This is a genomic window from Paenibacillus sp. LT-B23 (assembly GCF_059417685.1).
The window spans coordinates 1-5,977 of the sequence record NZ_JBSQBM010000024.1; the positions used below are offsets into that span (position 1 = coordinate 1).

The 5,977-nt window shown below is 43.4% G+C and carries 5 protein-coding genes and 1 pseudogene; all 6 read right to left on the reverse strand.

Going from position 1 to position 5,977, the window contains the following annotated elements; all coding sequences use genetic code 11:
• A partial coding sequence (locus ACWXW9_RS23940) for an SMI1/KNR4 family protein (RefSeq protein WP_494931482.1) occupies positions 1 to 1,031 on the reverse strand: 1,031 nt, incomplete at its 3' end.
• A gap of 521 nt (positions 1,032 to 1,552) precedes the next feature.
• Positions 1,553 to 2,200, reverse strand: a complete 648-nt coding sequence (gene catA / locus ACWXW9_RS23945) for a type A chloramphenicol O-acetyltransferase (protein ID WP_494931483.1) — start codon at positions 2,198 to 2,200, stop codon at positions 1,553 to 1,555.
• Positions 2,201 to 2,468: 268 nt separating this feature from the next.
• A pseudogene (locus ACWXW9_RS23950) lies at positions 2,469 to 2,749 on the reverse strand (hypothetical protein); the annotation flags it as partial.
• Positions 2,750 to 2,998: 249 nt separating this feature from the next.
• Positions 2,999 to 4,366 carry an FAD-binding oxidoreductase gene (locus ACWXW9_RS23955; RefSeq protein WP_494931484.1) on the reverse strand — a complete coding sequence of 456 codons (1,368 nt, stop codon included), beginning with the start codon at positions 4,364 to 4,366 and terminating at the stop codon, positions 2,999 to 3,001.
• Between the two features lie 481 nt (positions 4,367 to 4,847).
• Complete coding sequence (locus ACWXW9_RS23960; protein ID WP_494931485.1) at positions 4,848 to 5,627, reverse strand: class B sortase; 780 nt, start codon at positions 5,625 to 5,627, stop codon at positions 4,848 to 4,850.
• A gap of 19 nt (positions 5,628 to 5,646) precedes the next feature.
• On the reverse strand, positions 5,647 to 5,977 hold a 331-nt coding region (locus ACWXW9_RS23965), incomplete at its 5' end, for a hypothetical protein (protein ID WP_494931486.1).

Here is a 5,977-nt window from a genome sequence, read left to right on the forward strand (position 1 = left end):
TCCCGGAGAGTAATCGCACCGTTATCTTCCAAGATATACCCTGCATAACGCAAGATTTCCGGGTCGTGAATCCTGTCAAGCCTTTGCAAGATCACTGGAATAAATTCCGTTAAATCCGCATTTTTACTGGAAGCATGTAGAATCTGTAAAGCTTGCAGAAAATCCTCATGCCCATCCGATTGCAACAGCTCCAGAAGATATTTTCTACCCGCGTCAAAAGAAGTTTTGCAGATTAGCCAAATGGCTGTGGTCCGATTTTTTGAGCTTTGCTCCGCAATATTCTTCAAAAAACCAAGGGTTGGCTGAGAGATTTCCTTAAACTTGAACATTCCATCAAGCGCTTTTACTTGGATTTCTTCGTTTGGAGCGCTCTGATAAATCTGGATCAGCGCATTCTCATCACCCGACATTCGACTGCCAAACCACCCGATATCATAATCCAGAATAATTTCATCCAGCCAGCGCTCGTACCAGTCCAGAAAGCTGTCTTCATAGACAAAGAAAAAGGGATGATTGGGATGAAAATCGGAGGTGTACATAATTCTCCCCCTGTGTTTCCCTTCAAGTACGAGATACATGTCGTATTCGCAGCCTTGGGTGCCTATGCACAACATGCCGCCCAACACCTTATTACAGGTGTCGTCGTATTCCTCATCGGGAATGTCCTCCTCCTTGGTCAGGGGCTCAATCAGATGGTTCCATTCCTCTTTGGTCATCCCGGGATGCAGAACGGATTTTGCAAGGAGTGCCTGGCGCTCGGTGTAGGAAGTTGCCTTTTCAATCGGATAAATTCCATAATAGGGTCCGGCGCCTCCGTTGCCGACTTTCGTTAAAAACTGCGCGTAAGGCTCAGGAAGTGTGACATGATTGTGGACTTGCCAGTCCGCCAGCTCTTTTGCTGTAAGCTTCTCTTTAACCCTATATTGATGTGAGGATGCTCCAAACACCGAGAAATCCGCGTCTTTGCGCATGGCTTGACTCAGTTTGTTTTTTATTCGATCCAGTTGCGTTTCTTTCTTCCCAAACCACATATTTGAACCCTCCTGTTGACTATAGCCAGGTTTCCTCTATTTGCTTATCCAGCAATTTTATTATTTTTCTATGGGTCTTACCTATCTTAAGTAAGTATTTACCAGTATACAACTGGTGCAGCAAACAGCTTGGACTACTGTCAATAGAATGGACACCCCAAGTGGAGAATTTCAAGCGGGTTTTCGGTACAACCGTTCATACTGATTTGGAGATACATAACCCAGAGAAGAGCCGATTCGTTTCCATTATAAAAGCATGTAATATATTCGAAATCTGCTTTCTTACTTATAGTTTAACAAATTTATTTAAAAAATGCGTATACATTTCCCTAACTATCCGCTTCTGATACGGTTCACCGCGCTGTCTGTAACGGCAAGTTTTTAGGGCCATCCTTTGTCGGATGGCCCTACTTTGTAATCACATACGTTTAAACCATGAAGCACCATCGAACGCCAAACTTATCAACAAACGAGACTAAACATTGGACCAATTGGTGAAATTATTTTACTACAACGACCAGTTAAACCCAGTCTTCGCTTTCATTAGCGAATCTTTGTAAATCATTCATAAAAACAGATGCATGGTAGCCATCACAAACAGAATGATGAATTTGTAAAGAGACAGGCAGGAATAAATCATCATTTACTTGGGAGTATTTTCCCCCAGTTATTATTGGTAAGAGAAAGTTTCCACTATTATTAATATTTAAGTTAAACGCTTTAAAAGAACTCCAAGGAATCATAGATATCGGAATATTATTATCTGGTATAGGTTCTTTTGGAAATAAACTACCTGTACCATTGTATTTTCGGACATCCTTTTCATACTGAAAATGAAACTCTGAAAAATTGTTCATATTTGGCGACCAAATGGCTGAAAATGTATGTGTCCTATTGTCAAAAATAGTATAACAAGGACAAATCTCTGCCCAATAACCTAAATTACCCTCTGAGTTAAAACACGTTCTAAATTCTCTGTGAGAATTAACTATTCTTGTAACCATAAAAATAAACGCAGGATATAACTTATATCCCTTTTTCTTTAAGTTCTTCATTAGAACAGTAATATTAATTTCATTCGTCATACTGAATGTTGTCTGTTGTTGTAAATAATGTTCAAAGTATTCTTTTCGATACCAATTGTCACGATTAATAATACTGAATTTCATATTCAACGCCCCCTAATATAATTAATTTAATATTAGGAGGCTACTTTCACTGCTTTTTTCATATCAGTCATCCTTTTTAATATTTTATGCCATTATATCATCAAGTATATCTAACACCCTCTGAGCCATCTTTCACAGGCAGCTCTCTCACTGGAGTAGCGCCTAGCCTTTATTGCATAACTTACAACAAGTCCATTTTTATATCAGCCTCTCCATGAATTAAATGTAGTCGCTAGCATTGTCTGTATATTTTTCAGGGTTTGGCGATTGATAAGTTACCAGGCACAAGCTCAGTGTCTACAAATTCCTTCAATAACTGTGCTTGCTCGTATTCCCCCATGTGACTTTTGAACCAATCAACCTAAGAATATGATTGGCATCGACGATTACTTGTGTTCCGGCTAACTTAGTTTTTCCAGCAAGTGGATTAATTGATGTTGGCGGAGGTGGAGCTCCTGGCTTCCAGGTTAAGTTTTTATACGCACCGACATATTGCAACCAAGTATGCTCATCAATACCAAAAGCTACATCGTCCCACTTAAACGACCACCTGCTCAAAGCAGGTTGATTTTGACATGAATGTCAACGACTAAAGTCGTTACCTAAGACTAAAGTTCTTCTGAAAGTCCATACGCTGAAGCGCATTGGTATTGAAATTCGTAGCTCTTATTATTTTTTGCCCTACTTATGATACGGTTCAGCTTAACTTACGTCTCTATCAGCGAAATTGCTAAAGGAGCTGCATCTGTCAGCTCTTTTAGCAATTTCGATCTGGTGTGCGTATTGTCATTTTCCGACCTATTTATCCACTGGAATACTCTGAGCAAAACGAAACACATTATGAGGATCGTACTTTCGTTTCACCTGCTTCAATCTGCCAAAGTTCACGCCATAATACGCCTTGGGCCAGTTCTTAATCTGCAGATCGGGAAAATTCACATAATCCCCTTTAACAAAGGGACGTAACGCTCTGCGAAACCTTTCCACCCACTGAATATTCCGCTCCTGCTCCCCATTGTTTCTCCAGCGGGCTGACAGTTCGTAGATTGTCTCAGCCTTCCGATGAGGATAGGCCGTTGCAGTAGGCAATACTCGACTCACCGCGCTTCCTGCACCACCTAAGCATTGACTCCACACGCTAGAATGTCTGTTGGGTGCTTTGGATAAAAAGTCACGTATAATTCGTACTCCTTCAGGCGGCAAAGCTTGGAACCCGTAGGCCCCAGTTATTTTAAACTTCGGTTCCAAATTCAGGTCCGATTCGGCAAAAAATTTGGTTGCTTCAATAAAAGGTACTGTCTTCACCATCACCTTCACCGGAGTGCCTGCTCGCAAGAGCGGTCTAATCAATCGACGCAGCTCCTCTGCACCGCCAAGCAATTGCCCAGTAGATACAATGGTTCCCACCTGCTTGGCAGCCACCTCAATTGTTGAGGTTAAGCGGTTCGTGACAGACGGGGCCCAGCGCTGCCAAGCCGGTAACACCTTCTCAAGATCACTCCATTTCCACGTAATACTGTAAATAGATACCGATGAGATCGGTCTAACCCGAAATGTATATTCTGTAGCAACACCAAAGTTCCCTCCCCCTCCGCCTCGTGATGCCCACAACAGATCGGAATGTTTCTTCCTGTTTGCCACAATCGTCTTTGCCCCATACCGTCCCGAAGCTACGACCATCTTCACTTGTTTCAAGTTATCGCACGTAAGTCCATATTTGCGGGAAAGAAGTCCAATGCCTCCTCCCAGGGTAAGCCCAGCTACGCCTACGTCGGGCGCAGTCCCCGCCGGAATGGCCACACGCTTATCCCACAGCTTTTTGTACACACGGGCAAGTGAATTTCCCGTTTGTACAATGGCCACTCTATTTTTTCGATCAACCTTAACCTTATTCATCTCGCTCACATCGATAATAATACCGCCATTTACAGCCGAGAAGCCTTCATAGCTATGCCGCCCGCTGCGCACTCGCAGCCGTATGCCCCGTTCACGAGCCCATTTGACTGCGTTGATCACATCCTGAGTTCGTTGGCAAAAAACAATGACCCTTGGAAATTTGGAAAAGCGCCTATTGAACTCCATTCTGGCCGTATTGTATGACGGATTGCCCGGAATTACGATCCTTCCGGTTAATCGTGTACTTTTCTTTTTCAACTTTTGTGCCATCTACTTTACACCATCCCTGCTCATGACATAAGCCTTTCTCATCAACTTATTTCTATGTAGGGACACCTGTCCTAGTAACGGCAAACGCCCAGTTTATATCGTAAAAGTAGAACAAAGACGTGGTAGGTGTATAAGTTCTTCATTCATCAGGTAGCCCACCTTTTGCTCAATCAATCCTGTAATAAACCTCCTTTAAGTAAAACTATTTAAGAGCTGCACATCTTACAGAGCATTTAAATGTAGTATACTGTAGTATTCTTCACTAATTTCCTAGATTCTACAGGTGGCTAACATGACTAATAAGGGATGATCCATTTCCTTGTCTGTATGAAGAGGATATGCTGGAGGTGCATTTGCTTAAGGAACGAAACGGTGGCGTCAGATGGAGAGATTGGTCACAAAAAAATAGAAGAGAGGCACTAATGCCCTGCCTCTCTTCTATAACGCATATGAAGCAGCTTGACACCGTGTTTCAATATCGTCATTTACGCTTTCGGGCGATCACCGCTAACCGGCCGTCCTCGGTTGAGTATTCACACGTAGACAGTACAATAAGCTTGTCGCCATATCGGGCTGTCACGCCCGTATCGTAAAGAGCGAGTTTTTTGATGTTCTGAATATATGAGTCAAACTCGGCGGGCGTACTTACCTTCTTAATCTGGTAGTATTTAAAAACGTCGTCCGATTTGCGATAAACTTTTGACAGAATAACGGCAACAATTTCATACTCTTCCTTTTCGTAAAGCGTGCTGAACTGGAACGTAGCATGCTCTTTATAAAAGCTTTCGTTCTTGTACTTCATTAAATCTTTAAACATCCAGCCGCTTTTCATGTGGTGTCCGTGAATCAGCAAAATGTCCGAACCGTTGGTCCGGCTATGCGCGTCCAAAAAGGGGAGGCCCCCTTTGTTTTCCTTTTTATCGAAATCATGATTGAGATAGTACTCCGCATCCTGTGGATTCTGCATGACTGGGTACTCAATTCGGGTGCCGTCAATCTTCAGCCAGCCGACGATGTCCGAGTTCCTCTCGTAAAGCTCTTGAAATTCGGGAAGCATAACCGGCTCATTCGCCTTATTGAACAAAAGGGAGGGGAATGCATCCCCTCCGCCTTTGTCCGACCCTTCCTCCCAAACTTTTGTCAGCTCTTCGATTTTCTGCTGCTCGGCATAATCCCCCAGAAAGGTTCTCGCAATATTAACGAGGGAAAATACCAACAGAAGGGAGGAAACGGCGATAAGAAACTTTTTAGTTTTGCTCATTTTCTTACCGCCTTCCCGGTCACTGGATGTGCTTTTTCTTCTTGTTACCGAGTAGACAGAACCCAATCGTCATCAAGGACATCAGCGCCAAAACCATATAGAAGATTGGCGATACGCTGTTGTCTCCGGTTTTCGGAGCATCGTCCAGCTCGTTGCCGACGTTGTCGGTTCCGCTGTTACCGTTGTCGGTTCCGCTGTTACCGTTGTCGGTTTCGTTGTTGCCGTTGTCGGTTTCGTTGTTGCCGTTGTCGGTTCCGTTGTTACCGTTGTCGGTTTCGTTGTTGCCGTTGTCGGTTCCGTTGTTACCGTTGTCGGTTCCGTTGTTGCCGTTGTCGGTTCCGTTGTTACCG